The sequence below is a fragment of the Pseudomonas sp. EL_65y_Pfl2_R96 genome, from assembly GCF_963970905.1.
GTDB lineage: Bacteria > Pseudomonadota > Gammaproteobacteria > Pseudomonadales > Pseudomonadaceae > Aquipseudomonas.
Genome location: NZ_CAXAQH010000006.1, coordinates 18,453 through 40,342 on the forward strand (window position 1 = coordinate 18,453; position 21,890 = coordinate 40,342).

The following is a 21,890-nucleotide window of genomic DNA, read 5'->3' on the forward strand; positions in this document are numbered from 1 at the left end:
GAGCCATCAGTCGATCTCAGCATGCACCCTAACTAGTAGTCAGGATATGACCGAGCCAGAAGACCCCAGCCGTGAGCGCCTCAAGCACCACTTTGCCCAGCGGGTAATTCATCAGGCGCGTCAGATTCTTGAAATATGGCAACGCCTGCAACGCAACGAATGGTCCACCACCGACTTGTCGGAGCTGAGTGAGGCCAACCTGCGCCTGCTGCGTTTTGCCGAACGCTTCGAACAGCCGGAACACACCCAGCTGGCACGCCACATCGGCCAGTCACTGGAAGCGGTGGATGCCAACCGCGGACGCCTGAGCAGCGGACTGATCACTGACCTTAATCGCCTGATGCAGCGCTTGTCCCGCACGGGCCTGCGCCATGGCGATCAGTTCGAGCAAACCTTCCTGCCGCCGCTGCGCAAACCGATCTACGTGATGCTGCAGGATCACGACCGGGCCGAGCGGCTGGCCAAGCAACTTGAATTCTTCGGGCTCAGCGCTCAATCCCTCGACAGTGTCGCCGCGTTCCGCGCCTCGATGGTCGAGCGTTTGCCGGCGGCGATTGTCATGGATGTCGACTTCAGTGGTGCCGGCATCGGCCTGAAACTGGCGGCCGAAGCCCAGATCGGTCTGGATGAACCGTTACCGCTACTTTTCTTCAGCCTGCACGAAACCGATACCCCGACCCGCCTCGCCGCCGTGCGCGCCGGCGGCCAGGAGTTTCTCACCGGCACCCTCGAAGCCTCGAGCCTGCTGGAAAAGATCGAAGTCCTGACCTGCGTCGCCCAGTACGAACCTTATAAAGTGCTGATCATCGACGACTCCCGCGCCCAGGCCTTGCACACCGAGCGTCTGCTCAATAGCGCCGGGATCGTCACGCGAACCTTGATCGAACCGATCCACGCCATGGCCGAACTGGCGGATTTCCAGCCGGACCTGATCATCCTCGACATGTACATGCCAGCCTGCACCGGTACTGAACTGGCCAAGGTGATCCGGCACAACGACCGCTATGTCAGCGTGCCGATCATTTATCTGTCGGCCGAAGACGACCTGGACAAGCAGCTCGACGCCATGAGCGAGGGCGGCGACGACTTCCTGACCAAGCCAATCAAGCCACGGCACCTGATCACCACCGTGCGCAACCGTGCGGCGCGGGCGCGCAATTTGAAAGCGCGGATGGTTCGCGACAGCCTGACCGGTTTGTACAACCACACCCATATTTTGCAATTGCTCGAAGATTGTTCATTCCGCGCCCGTCGCGAGAACAAGCCACTGAGCTTTGCGATGCTCGACATCGACCACTTCAAACGGGTCAACGACAGCCACGGCCATCCCATGGGCGACCGGGTGATCAAGAGCCTGGCGCTGTTCCTCAAGCAACGGTTGCGCAAGACCGACTTCATCGGCCGCTACGGCGGTGAAGAGTTCGCCATCGTCATGCCGGACACCGATATCGAATCGGCCTGCAAGGTGCTCGATGAGATCCGCCAGCGCTTTGCCGAGATTCACTACCCCGCTCAGCCCCAGGACCTCTGGTGCACCTTCAGCGCCGGCGTCGTCGATCTGCGCGAAGACTCCGACAGCCTGCTGATGGCCAGCCAGGCGGACGAGGCGCTGTACCGCGCCAAGAACGCGGGACGCAACCGTGTGCAAGCCGCGCGGGAGTCAAAGCAAAGTGCCACTTTTTCATCGGAATCGACCGATTCGGTCATAACCCTGTAACAAAAACGCAATAACTTCAGGCACTTACCATTCTGCCGTTGGTAGACCACGATGCGCCTGAAGCTGCTGACCAATCTCAATACCCTCCTTCTGGTCGCCGTGTGCGTGGCCCTCGGCGTCACCCTCTGGTGGTCGCAAAAAGCCCTGGAACGCCCCTATCTGTTAATGGAGCACTACCTGGGCCTGTCTCAGCAGTTTCAAAATGAAGTGGCGCGCAACGTTGAGGATTACCTGGCCAGCGGCGATGCCTTGCGCCTGAGCAGCGCCAGCCAGGCCATCGACAGCCTGCAAAAGGAGCTCGGCGAGTTGCCGCCCCCCTTGGCTGACACCTTGCGGCCCAGCCTGTCGAGCCTGGATGAGTTCAGCAAGACGGACCTGTTGGCCGCTGGCAAACTCGCCGGCGATCCACAGGCCCTGCTGCTGCAAGCTGAACGCGAGCTCGGCGCCAGCCTCGATCAGCTCAGCCAGTACGCCAGTGGCAACGCAGCGTATCTTGCGCCCTTGCTCGCCGCCTCCCAGCATCTGGGCAAGCTGTCTCTGGCCCGGGACAAACTGGTCAGCAGCGGACGCAGCGAACTGGCTGCCGATGTCGAGCGCGAAGTCGCCAGCATTCGCATTCAGGCCGAACAACTGGGCGCCTTGCCGCTGCTGGGGGTAACCACCAGCAGTGAATCGAACACCGATGATTTCGCCGCCATGATGGGCCTGGAGAACACCGAAAAAACCGTCGCCGAAGACGCCGGTGTCGCTCTCAAGCGTGAACTCAACAGCCTGCTCACCCGCTACCCCGCTGAACTGGCACGCACGCGCGAACAGATCCAGAAACGCACCGACCTCAGCACCGCGACGCACTTGAAAATTACCGCCGTGCAACAGGCCATCGCCGGGCTGGAACCGGTGGTGCGCGCCCAGCACGGGCAAATCCAGGGCGAAGTACGGCTGATGCAGGGAGTGATGATCGGGCTGATCCTGCTGATCGCATTGCTCATCGATACCTTGCAGCGACGCCTGGCCCGAACCCTGACCAACCTGGCCCCGGCGCTTTCGACCTGGGCCGAGGGCGACTTCAGCCGCGACATTCAACTGGGCGCGACCAACCGCGAACTGCATGACATTCAAGCCTCGCTCAATCGCTTGCGCGCCTATCTGGTCGACCTGGTAGGTACCATTCGCCTCAACGCAGAACAGGTCGCCGGCAGCAGCCGAACGCTGGCCGAATTGAGCAACGACCTGCACAGCGGCGCCGAGCATCAGGCCGGCGACACGGCACTGATCCGCGACTCCCTCGGTGAACTCGAGGCGACGATTCAACAAGTCGCCGGTGACGCCAGCCAGGCCGCTGACGCCAGTCGCCACGCCGGGCTTGCGGTGGAGCACGGCCAGAAAGTAATCGGCCTGAGCCTCACCGGGCTGCATGCGCTGGTGGGCGAAGTGCAAGGCAATGCGCAGATGATCGAACATCTGGCTGAAGAGTCAGCGACCATCGGCGGTGTGCTGACAGTGATCCGCTCGATTGCCGACCAGACCAACCTGCTGGCCCTGAACGCTGCCATCGAAGCGGCCCGCGCCGGAGAAATGGGCCGGGGGTTTGCGGTGGTGGCCGAAGAGGTTCGCTCACTGGCACAACGCACCGCCGGTGCCACGGCCGAGATTCAAACACTGATCGCCGGCCTGCAAACCGCCGCGCGGCAATCGGTCGAAGGCATGCGCGCCCAGGTCGAACACGCCGAAGCCACGGCCAATCAGGCCCAGGCGGCCGACGGCGCGCTGGATAAAATTGTCGGGGCGATCCAGACCATTTCCGACACCGCCGTGCGCATCGCCGATGTCACCGCCCAGCAGAGCGGCGCTGTCAGCGAAATTCGCGATCACAGTGAACGGATTCATCAATTGGGTGGGGATAACTTGCTGAGGATTGGTGAAGGCCGCAGCCAGGGCGAACATTTACTGACGCTGGGTGGGCAGTTGCATACGGCGGTGCAGGCATTTCGGGTCTAAGGGTTGCGGGCCCGAACGCAACTAACGGGCAGGACTATCGCCACCTAAGCCCTTGCATGAAAACTCCTGTTTATCCATGCGGTGGTTTTTAGTAGTCGTTTTGATGCTAGGGTTTAGCGCTTCAATTTATCGAGCGCGCAACAGGAGTGCCCCGTGATAGTTCCAACTTCGCCCCCAGACGCATCAATGCCCGGTTCAGGAACTAGAAAAAAAAATACTTACACAATTGTCACCTCCTGCCTGCTGGCTGTATGCCTGGCATACATCGGCTGGACATGGCTTATGTCTTCCAGCGCCCCGGTGCTGACCGATGTAGTACTCAAACTACCCCTTGGCGCAAATGGCTTCATCTACGGTCTCAAGGATGATCGAGGCGGAGCAACAGTGCCGTTCAGCTATCGATACTATGTCTATCGCGAACTGACATCCGATGAACAAATAGCATCTGAGCTAAAGAATGCCGGTCCGTTTCTCGTCACCCGGGATCCGGCTATAAAGGTCGATGCGCAAGGCTCGGTCATCAATGTATCGACCACTCAGGAAGTGTACGAGTATCACAGCAGCACGCTGTTTCGGCATACCAACAGCACCCAATACACCCCTGTAACAATCAACTTGTGCAACCATTCCAACGATCAATCAACAAAGTAAGCTCGACGCTGCCCACCGGAGCGACCAGAAAAAACGTCAAGATCCGGCAACATGGGCGGCCCCCTATACATGGCCGCTCATGCATTCAGGCGTCTGGTGAGCAAGGGGGGAATTTGTTGGTGCCGGGTGGACGACTGCATACAGTCGCTCAGGCCTTCCGCGTCTGATAGGCCACCTTCGCGAGCAGGCCTGCTCCCACATTTGATCGCATTCCCCTGAGCGAACTCGGTTAAATGTGAGAGCGGGCTTGCTCGCGAAGACGTCGGAACATTCACCACAGAACGCCCCACCCTGCACACCCCGCGACTGTCCGCTATCATGCCCACACTTTCGATACGCGAGATTGTCATGCGCCGTTTGCTCTGCCTGCTGTTTTTAGTGCTCGCCCTGCCGGCTACCGCCGCCGGCTTGCTGGACAGTCGGCCCAGTTCCACCCTGGGTTCGATCAACAACAGCGCCGACTTCCTGCCGGTGCGCGAAGCCTTTCAGTTGAGTCTGGTAGACAGCACGCCGCAATCGGTCAAGCTGCGTTTCGTCGCCACCGAGGGTTACTACCTTTATCGCCATCGCTTCCAGTTTCGCGCCGATCCGGCCGACGTTGGCCTCGGCGCGGTGCAACTGCCCAAGGGCGAACAAAAGCACGATGAGTACTTCGGCGATGTCGAGGTTTACCACGGCATTCTCGATGTAGAACTGCCGCGCACCGATTCTCGCGCCTTTACGCTGGCCGTGACCTATCAGGGCTGCGCCGACAAAGGCCTGTGCTACCCACCCGAGACCGAGCGCCTGAGCATTGATGGCAGCGGCGTTGCGACGACGGCGTGGAGCTGGCGAGAACTGGCGCTGTTCTTCCTCGCAGGCCTCGGCCTGACCTTCACCCCTTGCGTGCTGCCGATGCTGCCGATCCTCTCCGGCGTGGTCCTGCGCGGGCAAGTCGGTGGTTTACGCGGTTTCAATCTGTCACTGGCTTATGTGTTGCCGATGGCAGCCTGTTTCGCCCTGCTCGGTGCCTTGATGGGCATGTTCGGCGCGCAGCTGAATCTTCAGGCGCGCTTGCAATCGGCTTGGGTGCTGGTGCCGTTCGCGCTGTTTTTCGCGGTGTTTGCCTTGGCCATGTTTGGCGTATTCGAACTGAAACTGCCCCACGCCATCAGCAGCCGTCTGGACCGGATCGCCGGACGTACCGAAGGCGGCTCGCTGTGGGGCGCGGCGGTGCTGGGCGTGGTGTCCAGTCTGTTGGTTTCGCCTTGTGTGTCGGCACCATTGGCCGGCGCGCTGCTGTACATCAGCGCCAGCGGCGACGCTCTGGGCGGCGGATTGAAACTGTTCATGCTCGGCTTGGGCATGGGTGCGCCACTGTTGCTGGTGGCGACCGGTGGTGCGGCCTGGCTGCCAAAAAGCGGGCCGTGGCTGATCTACGTGAAAAACGCGATTGGCGTCTTGCTGCTGGGGCTGGCGATCGGCTTGCTCAGCCGAGTGTTGCCGGGCCAGATCACCTTGCTGTTGATCGGCTTGCTCGCCGGTGGCGTCGGGTTGTTCATGGGCGCGCTGGAGTTCGTCTATAAACCGCCGAGAAAACGCCTGGGGCAATTGCTGGGAATGTTCCTGCTGTTTTATGCGCTGGCCTGCTGGTATGGCGCGTTCAGCGGTCAGACCGATCCGCTCAACCCCATTGGCCAACCGCGCATTGTCGCGGGCAACGATCAACCGCAAAACACCAGCAACTGGCAGACCATCACCACGCCAGCCGAACTGGATCGCGCCCTCAATGACGCCAAAGCCGCCGGCACACCGCTGCTGCTCGACTGGTATGCCGACTGGTGCATCAGTTGCAAAGTCATCGAACACGAAGTCCTCAACGATGCCAACGTCGTCGAACGCCTGAAAGGCTATCGACTGATCCGCTTCGACATCACCGCCAGCAATACCGAACAACGTGCCCTGCTCGACCGCTACACGCTGTTCGGTCCTCCGGCGCTGATGTTTTTCGGCAAGGACGGCGTCGAACGCACCGATGTGCGAGTGATCGGCGAGATCAATGCCACGGACTTCGCCGAACGTGTTGCGAAAGCAAATGACCGGATTTAATTACCCGGTCACAAATTTCGCGCAAACATCGGCCATCGTGCTGGCTATTGCATAGAACTGGACAGTCACAAAGGCTTTGCGGCATAGTCGCCGGGTTCTGACAATTGCACACAGATAACAAAGGAGCAGCAGATGGCGACCCTATTGGTTTTGCACGGCCCGAACCTGAACCTGCTCGGCACCCGGGAACCGGGCGTCTACGGTGCAACCACCCTGGCGCAAATCAACCAGGATCTGGAACAGCGGGCGCGCAATGCCGGCCACCATTTGCTCTACCTGCAAAGCAACGCCGAGTACGAATTGATTGACCGCATCCACGCTGCTCGCGGCGAAGGTGTGGACTTCATTCTGATCAATCCAGCAGCTTTTACGCACACAAGTGTCGCATTACGTGACGCGCTGCTGGCGGTGAGCATCCCATTCATCGAAGTGCATTTGTCTAACGTGCACAAACGCGAACCTTTCCGCCATCACTCTTACTTCTCCGACGTAGCGGTGGGAGTGATCTGCGGCCTTGGCGCCAGCGGTTATCGACTGGCCCTGGAGGCCGCCCTAGAGCAGCTTGAAAGACCGGCAACAGCTTGAACAACAAGCGTAACGCCCCTGACCGACCCTTGGGAGTTGATGATTCATGGATATCCGTAAAGTTAAGAAACTGATCGAACTGCTGGAAGAGTCCGGCATCGACGAGCTCGAGATCAAGGAAGGCGAAGAGTCCGTACGCATCAGCCGTCACAGCAAGACGCCGGCTCAGCAGTACTACGCACCGGCTCCAATGCCTGCTCCGGTTGCCGCGCCTGTCGCTGCCGCTCCGGTTGCCGCTGCCGCCCCTGCGGCTCCGGCTGCCCCAACGCTGAACGGCAACGTTGCCCGTTCGCCAATGGTCGGCACCTTCTATCGCAAATCTTCGCCAAGCTCGCCGTCCTTCGTTGAAGTCGGCCAGACCGTGAAGAAAGGCGACACCCTGTGCATCGTCGAAGCCATGAAGATGATGAACCACATCGAAGCTGAAACCAGCGGTGTGATCGAATCCATCCTTGTCGAAGACGGCCAGCCGGTTGAGTACGACCAACCGCTGTTCACCATCGTTTGAACCGCGGAGAAACTTTGATGACTGCGAAGTTGGAAAAAGTTCTGATCGCCAACCGCGGTGAGATTGCCCTGCGGATTCTGCGTGCCTGCAAAGAGATGGGCATCAAGACTGTCGCCGTTTACTCCAAGGCCGACAAAGAGCTGATGCACCTGGGCCTGGCAGACGAATCAGTCTGCATCGGCCCGGCCTCGGCCGCGCACTCTTACCTACACATTCCGGCCATCATCGCCGCGGCTGAAGTGACCGGCGCTACCGCCATTCACCCAGGCTACGGTTTCCTTGCGGAAAACGCCGACTTTGCCGAACAGGTCGAGAACTCCGGCTTCGCGTTCATTGGCCCGAAAGCCGACACCATTCGCCTGATGGGCGACAAGGTATCGGCCAAGCACGCCATGATCGCCGCCGGCGTTCCAACCGTTCCGGGCTCCGACGGCCCGCTGCCTGAAGACGAAGAAACCGCTCTGCGCATCGGTCGCGAAGTCGGTTACCCGGTGATCATCAAAGCCGCTGGCGGCGGTGGTGGTCGCGGCATGCGCGTTGTGCATAAAGAAGAAGACCTGATCTCCTTCGCCAAACTGACCCGCACCGAAGCAGGCGCGGCGTTCGGCAACCCGATGGTCTATCTGGAAAAATTCCTGACCAACCCACGTCACGTGGAAGTTCAGGTGCTTTCCGATGGCCAAGGCCATGCTATCCATTTGGGCGACCGCGATTGCTCGCTGCAACGTCGTCACCAGAAGGTTCTCGAAGAAGCGCCAGCACCGGGCATCGACGAGAAAGCACGCGCTGAAGTCCTCGCTCGCTGCGTCAAGGCTTGCATCGACATCAACTACCGTGGTGCGGGTACTTTCGAGTTCCTGTACGAGAACGGCGCGTTCTATTTCATCGAAATGAACACCCGCGTTCAGGTTGAGCACCCGGTTTCGGAAATGGTCACCGGCATCGACATCGTCAAGGAGATGCTCAGCATCGCCGCTGGCAACAAGCTGTCGTACACCCAGGATGACGTCGTTATCCGCGGTCACGCGCTGGAATGCCGGATCAACGCCGAAGACCCGAAAACCTTCATGCCTAGCCCAGGCACGGTCAAGCATTTCCACGCACCAGGCGGCAACGGCGTTCGCGTCGATTCGCACCTGTACAGTGGTTATGCCGTTCCGCCGAACTACGATTCGTTGATCGGCAAGCTGATCACCTACGGCGCAACCCGTGACGAAGCCATGGCGCGCATGCGCAATGCGCTGGACGAAATCGTTGTCGACGGGATCAAGACCAACATCCCGCTGCACCGCGATCTGGTCCGCGATGAAGGCTTCTGCAAAGGTGGAATCAACATCCACTACCTGGAACACAAGCTGGCTGGCGAAAAGCATTAAGCTGTGATCCATACCAACAAAGCCGCTTTCGAGCGGCTTTGTTGTTTCTGGAGGTTTCATCCATCTCTGTGGTGTTTAACTGGCAAGAACTAGCATGTCCGGGCTGGCTATAATCGCCCCTTTAATCAGCGCACCGCCACAAACCAGAGCCCGCCCATGCCTGAAAAACTACCAATAAATCTGAACGACCTGCTGCGTCAGCGGACAGTCGAGGGTGAGCGAATCGAATACAAAACGGGCTGGAATCCTGACCCGATCATTCGCACGCTCTGCGCCTTCGCCAATGACTTTGAAAACCTGGGCGGTGGCTATGTGGTGATTGGGCAAGATTGCGACGCCAACGGTCAGCCGGTTTTTCCACCGTCGGGCCTTGCTGATCAGATGCTCGACAAGATCCAACTTGAACTGTTAGCAGCTTGCCAATCGATTCAACCCGCCTATTTTCCAGTACTGAGCGTGGAAGAAGTCGAAGGCCGCAAGCTGATCGTATTGTGGGCGCCGGGCGGGCAAAATCGCCCGTATAAAGCCCCGGCGGCGGTGACAGCCAAACACCGGAGCCTGCATTACTACATCCGCCGCTACAGCAGCACAGTGGAAGCCAAGGGAGAAGCTGAGCAGGAACTCTTGAGCCTTACTGCCAAGGTGCCTTTCGATGATCGCTTCCACTTGGGGGCCAGCGTCAGCGACCTGTCCAAACCGTTGATGCAAAACTTCCTGCAAGAGATTGGCAGCGCCCTCGCAGAAGACGCCGACCACCTGTCTACCGAGGCGCTAGGCCGACAAATGAACGTCGTGGGTGGCCCAACTGAATCGCCGTGGCCCAAGAATGTGGGTCTGATGTTCTTCAGCAACGCCCCGGAACAGTTCTTTCCCGGCACCCAGATTGATGTGCTCTGGTTTCCCGAAGGTGCTGGCGGCGACCGTTTTGACGAAAAAATCTTCAAAGGCCCTCTAGCAACCATGACCCGTGAGGCTTTGGCCTACATCCAGCGTAATTACCTGCATCAAACGGTTATCAAACACCCAGACCGTGCCGAGGCCACAAGGATCTGGAACTTCCCCTACGGGGCGATTGAAGAAGCTTTGGTCAATGCCGTGTATCACCGCTCCTACGAAGAACGCGAACCGATCGAGGTCCGCATCAGCCAGGAGGAGCTGGTGATTTTGAGTTTCCCGGGACCCGACCGTTCAATCCGCCTGGAGGACCTGCGAGCCGGTCGCGCCGTTAGCCGCCGCTACCGCAACCGGCGAATCGGGGAGTTCTTGAAAGAGCTGGACCTGACCGAAGGCCGCTCGACCGGGATCCCAAAAATCCTCAAGGTCATGGCTGCCAATGGTTCGCCCGCACCACTATTTGAAAGCGACGACGACCGGATCTCGTACGTCGTGAGGCTGTCCGCACACCCTCAATCGCAGAAGACTGATGCAACGACCGGGGAAGTCACCATGGAAGTCACCATGGAAGTCACCATGGAAGTCGCTGCGCTGCTGAAGGTCATTGACGGTGAGATGAGCCGACAAGAACTTCAAACCGCCATGAGCCTGAAAAATGCCGACCACTTTCGCAAGGCTTACATACTACCGGCAATCGCTGCCGGGACCCTTGAAATGACGCTGCCCGAACAACCTAACAGCCGTCTGCAACGCTATCGCCTGACGAACAAAGGCTTGCAATGGCTCAAAGCCAATAATGCAGGGAGCCAGCATTAAGATGTGATCCAGCGACAAAGCCGCTTTCGAGCGGCTTTGTTGTTTCTGGAGATAGCCTCGGCCCTACAAAAAAGCATGCACGTATCGGCCTTGTCGTCTTCTGCCTCGCGCTCGCGTAAACTTGCGCGCTTCTCGCAGCCCGCTAGGCTGCAATCTATATTTTTCAAAGGTGCCCGCCATGCCTTGGCTGCAAGTCCGTCTCGCCATCAGCCCAGAACAAGCCGAAACCTACGAAGACGCTTTCCTTGAAGTGGGCGCCGTGTCGGTGACCTTCATGGATGCCGAAGATCAGCCGATCTTCGAGCCAGAACTCAACACCACCCCGCTGTGGTCGCACACGCACCTGCTGGCCCTGTTCGAAGGTGGCACCGAAGCCGCCAGCGTGCTGGCCCACCTCGAGTTGCTGACCGGCAGCCCGCTGCCCGAACATCACAGCGAAGTGATCGAAGACCAGGACTGGGAACGCAGCTGGATGGATGGTTTCCAGCCGATGCGCTTCGGCCAGCGCCTGTGGATCGTCCCGAGCTGGCACGCCGCGCCCGAGCCTGACGCAGTGAACCTGCTGCTGGACCCGGGCCTGGCGTTCGGCACCGGCACTCACCCCACCACCGCGCTGTGCCTGGAATGGCTCGACGGCCAGGACCTCAAGGGTTGCAACGTGCTGGACTTCGGTTGCGGATCGGGGATTTTGGCGATTGCCGCCCTGTTGCTGGGCGCCAAGGAAGCCGTCGGCACCGATATCGACGTGCAGGCGCTGGAAGCCTCCCGCGACAATGCCGGGCGCAACAACATTGCCGAAGCGCTGTTCCCGCTGTATCTGCCGCAAGACCTGCCGCAGGTTCAAGCCGACGTACTGGTCGCCAACATCCTCGCCGGCCCGCTGGTTTCCCTGGCGCCGCAACTGTCCAGCCTGGTCAAGCCGGGCGGTCGCCTGGCGCTGTCGGGCATCCTCGCCGAACAGGGCGAGGAAGTTGCCGCCGCTTACGCTCAGGACTTCGATCTGGACCCGATTGCCAATCGCGATGGCTGGGTGCGCATCACTGGCCGTCGGCGCTAGAATGAGTGCCTGCATAAACCGGATTGCCGCATGACCGACAGCTTCGTCACCCAGTGCCCGCATTGCCAAACCAGCTTCCGTGTCAGCCATGCTCAGTTGAGCGTGGCCCGCGGAGTGGTTCGTTGCGGCTCGTGCTTGCAGGTGTTCAACGCCGCCAGGCAGTTGCTCGAGCAACGAGCAACCGGCAAGGAAGCGGTCAAACCGGTTGCACCGGCACCCGTCGAACCGCCGGTACAGCGGGCCATCAGCCAAAAGCAATGGACCGCTGCCGAAATGGATCTGGACAGCCTGGACCTGGACGAAGAGCTTGCCCGGCTCGAACAGCGGGAAATCCAGCCAACAACGGAATTCGGTCGGCCCCGCGAAGACAGCCTCAGCGCTCGCCGTGATAACACCGAGCACGACGAAGCCCCCTGGTCCGACAGTCTCTTCAGTGAGTCAGCCGCCGATCGCGCACAAGCCGCCGACGCGCCGATGCCAGAACCGACGATCGAGCCTGGCAAACACGCGCGCACCGAGCCTTCGCTGTCCCTGGAGCCCGTGGAGCCGAACGACGAGCCCCAGATACAACAGCTGCGCCTGCACGACCCGCTCGACGCCCCAATCCCCTTTGGCGGCCTGTCGGCGACAACCGACGAGATCGACGACGACCTGCCCTCGGTCGAACCCCTGCGCAAGCGACGCGAACGCAGCGAACCAGCCCTGCGCGCTGAAGTGCTGCAGGACCTGACCGACGACCCGTTGCAACTCGATTGGCAACGACGTCGCTCCCCCTGGGGTCGGCGCTTTTTCTGGTTGCTGCTGATCCTGCTCGGTGCCGCCGGCCTCGTCGGTCAATACGTCGCCTACCACTTCGACGAACTGGCTCGTCAGGACCAGTACCGTCCATGGTTCCAGCAACTGTGCCCGCACATCGGCTGCACGGTGCCGTCCAAGGTCGACATCGCCAAAGTCAAAAGCAGCAACCTGGTGGTTCGCAGCCACCCGGACTTCAACGGTGCGCTGGTGGTCGACGCCATCATCTACAACCGCGCCCCCTTCTCCCAGCCGTTCCCGCTGCTGGAACTGCGCTTTGCCGACCTCAACGGCCACCTGATCGCCAGCCGCCGCTTCAAGCCCGGCGAGTACCTCAACGGCGATCTTGAAGGCTTGGCGGAAATGCCGCCGCAAACGCCGATCCACATCGCGCTGGACATTCTCGATCCAGGCCCCAAAGCGGTGAACTACAGCCTGAGCTTCCACTCTCCCGAGTGAAACGCTCGAGCGTTACGGGCTTGACGGCGGTTTCCTGACTTAGACCGTTCCAACCAAACCGCTGGCGATAACGAATTAACTGTTCAGATTTTGTTCAATTCAGCCTTTATCCAGTCATCGAGAGCGGGTATCATGCCAACCCTTTTTCGAACTCTCATGATCCGGCCCCACAACAGGGAAGTCCTATGTCGGCGGTACGCATCGGTCCATATACATTGCACAACGGCTTGATCCTCGCCCCAATGGCGGGTGTCACCGACCAACCCTTTCGTCAGCTGTGCAAGCGGCTGGGCGCGGGTCTTGTAGTCTCGGAAATGGTCACCAGCGACATGAGCTTGTGGAATACCCGCAAATCGCGGATGCGCATGATCCACGAAGGCGATCCCGAGCCACGCTCGGTTCAGATCGCCGGTGGTGATGCGCAGATGCTGGCGGATGCGGCCCGGGCCAACGTCGAGCTGGGTGCACAGATTATTGATATCAACATGGGCTGTCCGGCGAAGAAGGTCTGTAACAAGGCCGCCGGTTCCGCCCTGTTGAAGGATGAAGCATTGGTGACCGAGATCCTGCAGGCCGTGGTGGCCGCAGTCGATGTGCCGGTCACCCTGAAGATCCGCACCGGCTGGGACCGGGCGAACAAGAACGGTCTGACGGTGGCGAAGATCGCCGAACAGGCAGGCATTACGGCGCTGGCGGTGCATGGCCGCACCCGCGCCGATCTGTACACCGGTGAAGCCGAGTACGACACCATTGCCGCGATCAAGCAGGCGGTGTCGATTCCGGTCTTCGCCAACGGCGATATCGACTCACCCGAGAAGGCCCGGTACGTGCTTGACGCGACTGGTGCCGATGGCCTGTTGGTGGGTCGGGCTGCCCAGGGGCAGCCATGGATTTTTCGTGAAATCGACCATTATCTGCGTACCGGCGAAAAACTCCCGGCACCGGAACTGATCGAGGTGGAATGTATTCTGCTTGAGCATCTGGCCGCGCTGCATGCCTTCTATGGCGACGTCATGGGCGTGCGCATAGCTCGCAAGCATGTGGGCTGGTATCTCGCAACCTTGCCGGGCGCCAGGGAGTTCCGCGCCCACTTCAATCGTTTGGAAGATACGGAAGCACAATGCGCCTACGTTCGGGCCTTCTTCGCCGAACGCTACAAGAGCCTGACAGGGGACGGAGAAGGGGTGGCTGCATGACGATGATGACCGAGACTTTAGTGAGTGGAACAACACCCGTGAGCGACAACGTGAATTTGAAACAGCACCTCAATACGCCGAGCGAAGAAGGTCAGACCCTTCGCGGGAGTGTCGAGAAGGCGCTGCACAATTATTTCGCCCACCTTGAGGGCGCTGCCGTCACGGATGTGTACAACCTGGTGCTCTCCGAAGTCGAGGCTCCCCTGCTCGAAAGCGTGATGAACTACGTCAAGGGCAACCAGACCAAGGCCAGCGAGCTGCTCGGGCTGAACCGGGGCACCCTGCGCAAGAAACTCAAGCAATACGATTTGCTGTAAGCATTCAATCAAACCAGAAAGGCGCCTGCGTAAACCGGTCGCCTTTTTTGCTGACTCCTTTGCTTTTGATGGACATTGAAATGACCGACCAGACTACCCGCCTGCCGATCCGCCGCGCCTTGATCAGCGTTTCCGACAAGACCGGGATTCTCGAATTCGCCAAAGAGCTCGAAGCCCTGGGCGTCGAAATCCTCTCCACCGGCGGGACATTCAAGCTGCTGCGCGACAACGGCGTTGCCGCAGTGGAAGTCGCGGATTACACCGGTTTCGCAGAAATGATGGACGGTCGGGTGAAAACCCTGCACCCGAAAATCCACGGCGGGATCCTCGGTCGTCGCGGTATCGACGATGCCATCATGAACGAGCACGGCATCAAGCCGATCGACCTGGTAGCGGTCAACCTGTACCCGTTCGAAGCCACCATCAACAAGCCAGGCTGCGACCTGCCGACCGCGATCGAGAACATCGACATCGGCGGCCCGACCATGGTCCGTTCGGCAGCCAAGAACCACAAAGACGTGGCCATCGTGGTGAATGCCAGCGATTACGCCAACGTCCTGGAAAACCTCAAGGCCGGCGGCCTGACCTATGCTCAGCGTTTCGACCTGATGCTCAAGGCCTTCGAACACACCGCCGCCTACGACGGCATGATCGCCAACTACATGGGCACCGTGAATCAGGCGGCTGAAACCCTCAGCACAGAAGGTCGCAGCGAATTCCCGCGCACCTTCAACAGCCAGTTCATCAAGGCTCAGGAAATGCGCTACGGCGAGAACCCGCACCAGAGCGCGGCGTTCTACGTTGAAGCCAAGCCTGCCGAAGTCGGCATCGCCACCGCGACCCAACTGCAAGGCAAGGAGCTGTCGTTCAACAACGTGGCCGACACCGACGCCGCGCTGGAATGCGTGAAGAGCTTCGTCAAGCCGGCCTGCGTGATCGTCAAGCATGCCAACCCGTGCGGCGTGGCCGTGAGCCCGGACGCCGAAGGCGGTATCCGTCAGGCCTACGAACTGGCCTACGCCACCGACACCGAGTCCGCGTTCGGCGGCATCATCGCGTTCAACCGCGAGCTGGATGCTGAAACCGCAAAAGCCATCGTCGAGCGTCAGTTCGTCGAAGTGATCATCGCCCCGTCCGTCAGCCCGGAAGCCCGCGCCATCGTGGCTGCAAAAGCCAACGTACGCCTGCTGGCCTGCGGCGAGTGGTCGGCTGACCGCGTTCCGGCCTGGGACTACAAACGCGTCAACGGCGGTTTGCTGGTGCAAAGCCGCGACATCGGCATGATCGGCAGTGAAGACCTGAAAGTGGTGACCAAGCGCGCGCCAACCGAACAGGAAATCAATGACCTGATCTTCGCCTGGAAAGTCGCCAAGTACGTCAAGTCCAACGCCATCGTCTACGCCAAGAACCGTCAGACCATCGGTGTCGGCGCTGGCCAGATGAGCCGCGTGAACTCCGCGCGCATCGCCGCGATCAAGGCTGAACACGCAGGCTTGCAGGTAGCCGGCTCGGTGATGGCTTCCGACGCGTTCTTCCCGTTCCGCGATGGTCTGGACAATGCGGCCAAGGCTGGCGTGACTGCTGTGATTCAGCCGGGTGGTTCGATGCGTGATGCTGAAGTGATTGCTGCGGCGGATGAAGCCGGCATCGCGATGGTATTCACCGGCATGCGCCACTTCCGTCACTGATTTCTTTGTTTGATCGTACCCACGCTCTGCGTGGGCACGCAGCCCGGGACGCTCCGCGTCCCTCGGACGCAGAGCGTCCGTAGAGGCATTCCCACGCAGAGCATGGGAACGATCAGTCCCCACAGAATTAGCGTCATCCGAGGTTTTTGAAATGAATGTTTTGATCATTGGCAGCGGTGGCCGTGAACACGCCCTGGCCTGGAAAGTGGCTCAGGATCCGCGTGTGCAGAAAGTTTTCGTTGCCCCGGGCAATGCCGGCACGGCCATTGAAGCCAAGTGCGAGAACGTCGCCATCGACGTGCTGGCCCTCGAGCAACTGGCTGACTTTGCCGAGAAGAACGTTTCCCTGACGATCGTCGGTCCGGAAGTACCGCTGGTCGCAGGCGTTGTCGATCTGTTCCGCTCCCGTGGCCTGGATTGCTTCGGCCCGACCGCTGGCGCTGCTCAGCTGGAAGGTTCGAAAGCCTTCACCAAGGACTTCCTGGCGCGCCACAAGATCCCGACCGCCGATTATCAGAACTTCACCGAGATCGAGCCAGCCCTGGCTTATCTGCGTGAGAAAGGCGCACCGATCGTGATCAAGGCCGACGGCCTGGCCGCCGGTAAAGGCGTGATCGTGGCCATGACATTGGCCGAAGCCGAAGACGCCGTGCGCGACATGCTGGCTGGCAACGCATTCGGCGACGCCGGTTCCCGTGTGGTGATCGAAGAGTTCCTGGACGGCGAAGAAGCCAGTTTCATCGTCATGGTCGATGGCAAGAACGTGCTGCCGATGGCCACCAGCCAGGACCATAAACGCGTCGGCGACGGTGACACCGGTCCGAACACCGGCGGCATGGGCGCTTACTCCCCGGCTCCGGTCGTCACGACCGAAGTCCATCAGCGGGTCATGGACCTGGTGATCTGGCCGACCGTGCGCGGCATGGCCGAGGAAGGTAACGTTTACACCGGTTTCCTCTATGCCGGCCTGATGATCGACAAGGCTGGTAACCCAAAAGTCATCGAGTTCAACTGCCGTTTCGGCGATCCTGAGACCCAACCGGTGATGCTGCGTTTGCAGTCGAGCCTGGTGTTGCTGGTCGAAGCTGCCCTGGCGCAAGCGCTGGACAAGGTCGAAGCACAATGGGATCCACGTCCGAGCGTCGGTATCGTATTGGCCGCTGGCGGTTACCCGGGTGACTACGCCAAAGGCGTCGCCATCAACGGTCTGGATGCAGCCGCGGCACTGGAAGGCAAAGTCTTCCATGCCGGTACTGCACTCAAGGACGGTCAGGTGGTGACAGCCGGTGGTCGAGTGCTGTGTGCAACCGCCATGGGCGCCAGCGTCGACGCAGCCCAGCAGCAGGCTTACAAACTGGCGGCTAAAATCGACTGGGAAGGCTGCTTCTACCGCAAGGACATTGGCTACCGTGCCATTGCCCGTGAGCGTGGCGAAAATCAGGAATAAGCCATCCATTCGGCCAGGCAAGGGCTTGCGGCCCTTGCCGGACTATTCCGGCGCCGCGCATAGTTATATTCTGGCATCAACCTACGAAGGGATTTCGCCGTGCGCTGGCTCAGGATCGCCATAGGCTTCACCGTCACTCTGCTGACCTTGCTCTGCATGCTCCCGGCCCAGGCCACGCAAGGCAGTGGGTGGGCGGTATTGCTCGACGAACAGGGCGACCTGCAGCTGAGCGACATCCGCTCCAGCCGCTACACCAATCAATTCAGCCCCATCGAACTCGACCACCTCACCGCGGCCGGGCCCGAGGGTGCGCTATGGCTGCGTTTCAGGCTAGCGCCCGGCAAGCACGAGCAATTGCTGCGGGTATTCGCTCCCGACCTGTCGCACCTCAATCTGTATGTGCTCGACGGCGACCAGCTGATCGATCAACTGAATACCGGTACCCGGCAGCCCCAGACTGAGCGCCCCCTGCCCAGCAGTGACTTCATGTTGCCGCTGCCACAAAGCGACAAAACCCTCGACGTCTATTTGCGGCTGGTCTCCGAACATCAGTTGCGGCCTTACATCACCCTGCAATCGGCGGTCGTGACCGCGGCCACTCAGAGTCAGACGTTGATCTACGGCCTGCTGTTTGGCTGCATCGGGATGCTGATCCTGCATAACCTGACCCGTTACGCCTACACCCGCTCGCGCAGCAGTCTCTGGCTGGCGGCGTGCGAAGTGTTGTTGCTGCTCAGCCTGGTGCTGCTGCTGAACCTGGCCGGCCCATGGTTGCCGAACTGGCACGCCGTGCAAACCCCCGGCGCCTATCTCGCCTTGCTGCTGACCGCACCTTGCGGCCTGATGTTTGCCTACTGCTTCTTCGCCCCGCTCGGCCCCCACCCGCTGAACAAATTGCTGCTGGGGGACATCCTGTTCATCGTGGCCTGCGGCCTGCTGTTGTTGTTCGTCAATACGCTGCCGCTGAACCTGATCACGTACGCGCTGGTTGCCCTGGCCGGCCTGAGCATGCTGTTCGTCAGTGCCTATCACTGGCAGAAAGGTTATCGCCCGGCACGTCTGTTCGTGGCGGCCATGGTGGTGTTCAACCTCGGCACATTGATTATCCTGCCGGCGCTGCTGGGGCTGACCCTTGTCGCCCCGCAAGGCCTGATCGTCACGCTGTTGGTGTTTATCTGTATCAGTGGCCTGTTGATGAGTGTTGCCTTGGGCGAGCGGCAGCGCAGCATCACCGAAGACCGTTTCAGCGTCAGCCGCGACCTGGCCGCCAGCAATGCCGAAATCAATGCCAAGGCGGAGTTCCTGGCGAAGATCAGCCACGAAATCCGCACCCCGATGAATGGCGTGCTGGGCATGACCGAACTGCTGCTGGGCACACCGTTGTCGGTCAAGCAGCGCGACTACGTGCAGACGATCCATAGCGCCGGTAACGAGCTGCTGACACTGATCAACGAAATTCTCGACATCTCCAAGCTTGAGTCAGGGCAGATCGAACTGGACGACGTGCAGTTCGACCTCAACGCCCTGATCGAAGACTGCCTGAGCATCTTCCGCGCCAAGGCCGAACAGCAGAACGTCGAGCTGATCAGCTTTATCCAGCCGCAGGTACCACGGGTCATCAGCGGCGATCCGACGCGCCTGCGCCAGACCTTGCTCAGCCTGCTGGAAAACGCTCTGAAGAAAACCGACGAAGGCGAAGTCCTGATCGTCGTCGCGCTGGATGAGCGCAGCGCCAAACCGCGGCTGCGCATCGCCGTGCAGGACAGTGGCCAGCCGATGGAAGCGCAAGAACGCGACGCGCTGATGCATGCCGAACTGCACAGCAAGCACTTCCTCTCGGCTAGCACCCTGGGGGGCAATCTGGGGCTGGTGATTGCCCGTCAGCTGATCCGTTTGATGCAGGGCGAGTTCGGCATCAAGAGCGGCGCCAACCAGGGCAGCACATTGTGGCTGACCCTGCCGCTGGACCCGGACCGTCTCGAACATCCGACTTCGGACCTGGACAGCCCGTTGCAAGGCGCACGGGTACTGGTGGTGGACGACAACGATACCTGTCGCAAGGTGCTGGTACAGCAATGCAGCGCCTGGGGCCTGAATGTCAGCGCCGTTCCGTCCGGCAAGGAGGCCCTGGCGCTGCTGCGCACCAAGGCCCACCTGCGCGATTACTTCGACGTGGTGCTGCTGGACCAGAACATGCCCGGCATGACCGGCATGCAACTGGCCGCCAAGATCAAGGAAGACCCGAGCCTGAACCACGACATTCTGCTGATCATGCTCACCGGCATCAGCAACGCACCGAGCAAGATCATCGCCCGTAACTCCGGGATCAAACGCATCCTCGCCAAGCCAGTGGCCGGCTACACCCTCAAGACTACCCTGGCGGACGAGCTGAACCAGCGCAACAAAGGCCCGGCCATCTCGCAGCATCTGCCCACAGGCCCTACCCTTCCGGTCAAGGTGCCGAGCGATTTCCGTATTCTGGTGGCCGAAGACAACAGCATCTCGACCAAGGTCATTCGCGGCATGCTGGGCAAACTCAACCTGCAACCGGACACCGCCAGCAATGGCGAAGAAGCCCTGGTGGCGATGAAGGCCCAGCGTTACGACCTGGTGCTGATGGACTGTGAAATGCCGATCCTTGACGGTTTCTCTGCCACCCAGCAATTGCGTGCCTGGGAAGTCGGCAACCAGCGGATTCGCACCCCCGTGGTGGCGTTGACCGCACACATCCTTGCCGAGCACAAAGAACGCGCGCGCCAAGCCGGCATGGACGGGCACATGGCCAAACCGGTCGAGCTGTCGCAACTGCGCGACCTGATCGAGCATTGGGTTGCCCAGCGTGATCAGCAGAACCGGGCAGCGGTTCAGACTTCTTGAGCCGACAGCCCCCGCAGCGCCTGATAGACTCCCCCACGACTTCCCTCGCCAGTGAGCTTGCACCATGCTCCACGTGTTGTTCAGCGTTTACCTGAAGATGCTGGTGCTCTACAGCCCGTTCTTCGTGTTGTCCTGTTTTATCAGCCTGACTCGCGGCTATTCGCGCAAGGAGCAACGACGCCTGGCTTGGAAAGTGGCAACCGCCACCCTGGTTTCCAGCGTCTTGCTGTATCTGTTCGGTCGCGTGATTTTCAATGTCTTCGGCATCACCGTGGACGCCTTCCGCATCGGCGCCGGCAGTGTGCTGTTTATCTCGGCATTGGGCATGGCCCAAGGCAAATCGGCGGTGCAGACCGACAACGTGCAACAGGACGTGACTATCGTCCCGCTGACCATCCCCTTGACGGTCGGCCCCGGCACCATCGGCGCCTTGCTGGTGATGGGCGTGAGTCAGCCACATTGGGACGACAAACTCACGGCGATTCTCAGCATTGCCCTGGCCAGTTTCACCGTCGGCGTAGTGCTGTATCTGTCGAACCGTATCGAACGGATTCTGGGTGATCAGGGTTTGCAGATTGTCAGCCGATTGATGGGGCTGTTCGTGTGCGCATTGGCGGCGCAAATTATTTTTACCGGCGTGAAAGGCTATCTGGTTCCCTGAATACACAAGGCAGGATTTAAAGCCCTCGGCCCTCGCTTTCGCCAATCGATAGAGAGGGCTCAATCTCGATACATTGAGTGCCCCGAAGCCCCCCTAACCACTGCACGGTGTCTTCCCTGTATTCGTTAAAGTGATCCTGATTAAAACGAGCCCGGTAAAACCGGCGTCTCACGGCACCGTCAACTTTATTCAACCCAATCTCTTTCTCAAAGACATGTTCGCCTATTGCTCCGCGAGTAGCGAAAGACACAGACGTCATATTCAAAAACCCATCCGCCTCCACAATACCTGTCATCACCCTTACCCGCGTCGTCTCTGCGCCGCCCCCCAAGAGGCAGTATTCTCGAAAGACTTGTGCCGCGTCCGAATCGGGCGACAACGTCGCGACTTTATTCATTACAGCTGAAACAGCCGCTACCTGATGTTCGGGAAAATTACGGTTAACGGATTCGGCGAGTACCCTCCTCACTGAAAACGTCGCATCAAAAGACCTGGAAAACACCTCATCTGTGTCTTCCTTCGCGTAAAAGGTCCAACCACAGGCAGATAAGGTGTTCGTAAAGACCTCAAACCATTGCGAGTCATTCAAACCGCCAGGAAAATCCTCGTCAGCTGCAAGTTGAGAAAATAGAACAGTATCAAGCACGTCTTGTTTCCTGGCAGGCAATAAAGCCTGCGGCACGACCAGAAGACTGCATGCATTTAAATAAAAAGAATATCTCACTTCCGTACTCCCCCCGCCTAAAAACAGGCCAGTGAC

Annotated in this window: 17 protein-coding genes; 16 read left to right on the top strand and 1 reads right to left on the bottom strand. The window is 59.9% G+C overall.

What is annotated here, in order from left to right; all coding sequences use genetic code 11:
• Nucleotides 1-46: 46 nt before the first annotated feature.
• The 16 genes from gcbA to AACY49_RS08925 all read left to right on the top strand — a co-directional run bounded on the left by gcbA (nt 47) and on the right by AACY49_RS08925 (nt 21,130).
• Nucleotides 47-1,717, top strand: coding sequence for a diguanylate cyclase GcbA (gene gcbA, locus AACY49_RS08850; RefSeq protein WP_258697733.1), 1,671 nt, complete (start codon nt 47-49; stop codon nt 1,715-1,717).
• 954 nt (nt 1,718-2,671) lie between these two features.
• The gene (locus tag AACY49_RS31790) at nt 2,672-3,715 is read left to right on the top strand and encodes a methyl-accepting chemotaxis protein (RefSeq protein ID WP_445262635.1); all 1,044 of its coding nucleotides are present in this window, start codon (nt 2,672-2,674) and stop codon (nt 3,713-3,715) included.
• Nucleotides 3,716-3,868: 153 nt separating this feature from the next.
• The gene (locus AACY49_RS08860; RefSeq protein ID WP_258697735.1) at nt 3,869-4,366 is read left to right on the top strand and encodes a hypothetical protein; all 498 of its coding nucleotides are present in this window, start codon (nt 3,869-3,871) and stop codon (nt 4,364-4,366) included.
• Between the two features lie 348 nt (nt 4,367-4,714).
• The gene (locus AACY49_RS08865; RefSeq protein ID WP_339523055.1) at nt 4,715-6,454 is read left to right on the top strand and encodes a protein-disulfide reductase DsbD; all 1,740 of its coding nucleotides are present in this window, start codon (nt 4,715-4,717) and stop codon (nt 6,452-6,454) included.
• A gap of 132 nt (nt 6,455-6,586) precedes the next feature.
• A complete protein-coding gene (gene aroQ, locus AACY49_RS08870; protein WP_123358611.1) occupies nt 6,587-7,039 on the top strand; it encodes a type II 3-dehydroquinate dehydratase in 453 nt (150 codons plus the stop codon).
• A gap of 46 nt (nt 7,040-7,085) precedes the next feature.
• The gene (gene accB, locus AACY49_RS08875; RefSeq protein ID WP_258697737.1) at nt 7,086-7,547 is read left to right on the top strand and encodes an acetyl-CoA carboxylase biotin carboxyl carrier protein; all 462 of its coding nucleotides are present in this window, start codon (nt 7,086-7,088) and stop codon (nt 7,545-7,547) included.
• A 17-nt stretch (nt 7,548-7,564) separates the two neighbouring features.
• Complete coding sequence (gene accC, locus AACY49_RS08880; protein WP_258697738.1) at nt 7,565-8,923, top strand: acetyl-CoA carboxylase biotin carboxylase subunit; 1,359 nt, start codon at nt 7,565-7,567, stop codon at nt 8,921-8,923.
• A gap of 156 nt (nt 8,924-9,079) precedes the next feature.
• The gene (locus tag AACY49_RS08885) at nt 9,080-10,633 is read left to right on the top strand and encodes a Fic family protein (protein ID WP_258697739.1); all 1,554 of its coding nucleotides are present in this window, start codon (nt 9,080-9,082) and stop codon (nt 10,631-10,633) included.
• Nucleotides 10,634-10,811: 178 nt separating this feature from the next.
• Nucleotides 10,812-11,690, top strand: coding sequence for a 50S ribosomal protein L11 methyltransferase (gene prmA / locus AACY49_RS08890; RefSeq protein ID WP_258697740.1), 879 nt, complete (start codon nt 10,812-10,814; stop codon nt 11,688-11,690).
• A 30-nt stretch (nt 11,691-11,720) separates the two neighbouring features.
• Complete coding sequence (locus AACY49_RS08895) at nt 11,721-12,944, top strand: DUF3426 domain-containing protein (protein WP_339523062.1); 1,224 nt, start codon at nt 11,721-11,723, stop codon at nt 12,942-12,944.
• Nucleotides 12,945-13,129: 185 nt separating this feature from the next.
• Nucleotides 13,130-14,140: a tRNA dihydrouridine synthase DusB gene (dusB, locus tag AACY49_RS08900; protein ID WP_258697742.1), complete on the top strand. Its 1,011-nt coding sequence runs from the start codon at nt 13,130-13,132 to the stop codon at nt 14,138-14,140.
• A complete protein-coding gene (fis, locus tag AACY49_RS08905) occupies nt 14,137-14,457 on the top strand; it encodes a DNA-binding transcriptional regulator Fis (protein ID WP_003186237.1) in 321 nt (106 codons plus the stop codon). The genes dusB and fis overlap by 4 nt, the downstream gene beginning before the upstream one ends.
• Before the next feature lie 80 nt (nt 14,458-14,537).
• Nucleotides 14,538-16,145 carry a bifunctional phosphoribosylaminoimidazolecarboxamide formyltransferase/IMP cyclohydrolase gene (gene purH / locus AACY49_RS08910; RefSeq protein WP_258697743.1) on the top strand — a complete coding sequence of 536 codons (1,608 nt, stop codon included), beginning with the start codon at nt 14,538-14,540 and terminating at the stop codon, nt 16,143-16,145.
• Between the two features lie 151 nt (nt 16,146-16,296).
• Nucleotides 16,297-17,592, top strand: a complete 1,296-nt coding sequence (gene purD, locus AACY49_RS08915) for a phosphoribosylamine--glycine ligase (protein ID WP_258697744.1) — start codon at nt 16,297-16,299, stop codon at nt 17,590-17,592.
• 99 nt (nt 17,593-17,691) lie between these two features.
• The gene (locus tag AACY49_RS08920; protein WP_339523065.1) at nt 17,692-20,469 is read left to right on the top strand and encodes a hybrid sensor histidine kinase/response regulator; all 2,778 of its coding nucleotides are present in this window, start codon (nt 17,692-17,694) and stop codon (nt 20,467-20,469) included.
• A 64-nt stretch (nt 20,470-20,533) separates the two neighbouring features.
• Nucleotides 20,534-21,130: a MarC family protein gene (locus AACY49_RS08925; protein WP_017336334.1), complete on the top strand. Its 597-nt coding sequence runs from the start codon at nt 20,534-20,536 to the stop codon at nt 21,128-21,130.
• A 16-nt stretch (nt 21,131-21,146) separates the two neighbouring features.
• Here the strand turns inward: AACY49_RS08925 and AACY49_RS08930 are convergent, their stop codons facing one another.
• Entirely contained in the window at nt 21,147-21,854 is a 708-nt protein-coding gene (locus AACY49_RS08930) for a hypothetical protein (protein ID WP_339523069.1), read from the bottom strand.
• Nucleotides 21,855-21,890: the final 36 nt, after the last annotated feature.

What these genes read in the sequence shown, in the direction of transcription:
- gcbA (WP_258697733.1), top strand. Translation starts at nt 47, where the DNA reads ATGACCGAGCCAGAAGACCCCAGCCGTGAGCGCCTCAAGCACCACTTT.
- AACY49_RS31790 (WP_445262635.1), top strand. Translation starts at nt 2,672, where the DNA reads ATGATCGGGCTGATCCTGCTGATCGCATTGCTCATCGATACCTTGCAG.
- AACY49_RS08865 (WP_339523055.1), top strand. Translation starts at nt 4,715, where the DNA reads ATGCGCCGTTTGCTCTGCCTGCTGTTTTTAGTGCTCGCCCTGCCGGCT.
- aroQ (WP_123358611.1), top strand. Translation starts at nt 6,587, where the DNA reads ATGGCGACCCTATTGGTTTTGCACGGCCCGAACCTGAACCTGCTCGGC.
- accB (WP_258697737.1), top strand. Translation starts at nt 7,086, where the DNA reads ATGGATATCCGTAAAGTTAAGAAACTGATCGAACTGCTGGAAGAGTCC.
- accC (WP_258697738.1), top strand. Translation starts at nt 7,565, where the DNA reads ATGACTGCGAAGTTGGAAAAAGTTCTGATCGCCAACCGCGGTGAGATT.
- AACY49_RS08885 (WP_258697739.1), top strand. Translation starts at nt 9,080, where the DNA reads ATGCCTGAAAAACTACCAATAAATCTGAACGACCTGCTGCGTCAGCGG.
- prmA (WP_258697740.1), top strand. Translation starts at nt 10,812, where the DNA reads ATGCCTTGGCTGCAAGTCCGTCTCGCCATCAGCCCAGAACAAGCCGAA.
- AACY49_RS08895 (WP_339523062.1), top strand. Translation starts at nt 11,721, where the DNA reads ATGACCGACAGCTTCGTCACCCAGTGCCCGCATTGCCAAACCAGCTTC.
- dusB (WP_258697742.1), top strand. Translation starts at nt 13,130, where the DNA reads ATGTCGGCGGTACGCATCGGTCCATATACATTGCACAACGGCTTGATC.
- fis (WP_003186237.1), top strand. Translation starts at nt 14,137, where the DNA reads ATGACGATGATGACCGAGACTTTAGTGAGTGGAACAACACCCGTGAGC.
- purH (WP_258697743.1), top strand. Translation starts at nt 14,538, where the DNA reads ATGACCGACCAGACTACCCGCCTGCCGATCCGCCGCGCCTTGATCAGC.
- purD (WP_258697744.1), top strand. Translation starts at nt 16,297, where the DNA reads ATGAATGTTTTGATCATTGGCAGCGGTGGCCGTGAACACGCCCTGGCC.
- AACY49_RS08925 (WP_017336334.1), top strand. Translation starts at nt 20,534, where the DNA reads ATGCTCCACGTGTTGTTCAGCGTTTACCTGAAGATGCTGGTGCTCTAC.